The organism is Cellulosimicrobium sp. BMG9.23 (assembly GCF_059159985.1).
In genome coordinates, this window is the sequence record NZ_JBZGBZ010000025.1 from 1 (window position 1) to 343 (window position 343).

The following is a 343-nucleotide window of genomic DNA, read 5'->3' on the forward strand; positions in this document are numbered from 1 at the left end:
CGCCCGCAAGGCGGAGAACCCGTCGATCACGCGGGATGTGTCGGGTGAGGGTGTGCAGCAGGCGTTGTTGAAGATCATCGAGGGCACGAGCGCGTCGGTGCCGCCGCAGGGTGGTCGCAAGCATCCGCACCAGGAGTTCATCCAGGTGGACACCTCGAACGTGTTGTTCATCGTGGCGGGGGCGTTCGCGGGGTTGGACGACATCGTGGCGGCGCGGGCGCGCAAGCGCGGGGTGGGTTTTGGTGCGTCGATCGACACGGGTGCGGGGGAGGACCTGTTCGCGCAGGTGCGCCCGGAGGATCTGCACCGGTACGGGTTGATCCCGGAGTTCATCGGTCGGTTG

At 67.3% G+C, this 343-nt stretch carries 1 protein-coding gene; it reads left to right on the top strand.

Translation table 11 applies throughout. The features are described from left to right. Positions 1 to 343, top strand: a 343-nt coding sequence (locus tag AC4H2G_RS21550) for an AAA family ATPase (protein WP_494367788.1), incomplete at both ends; no start/stop codon positions are given.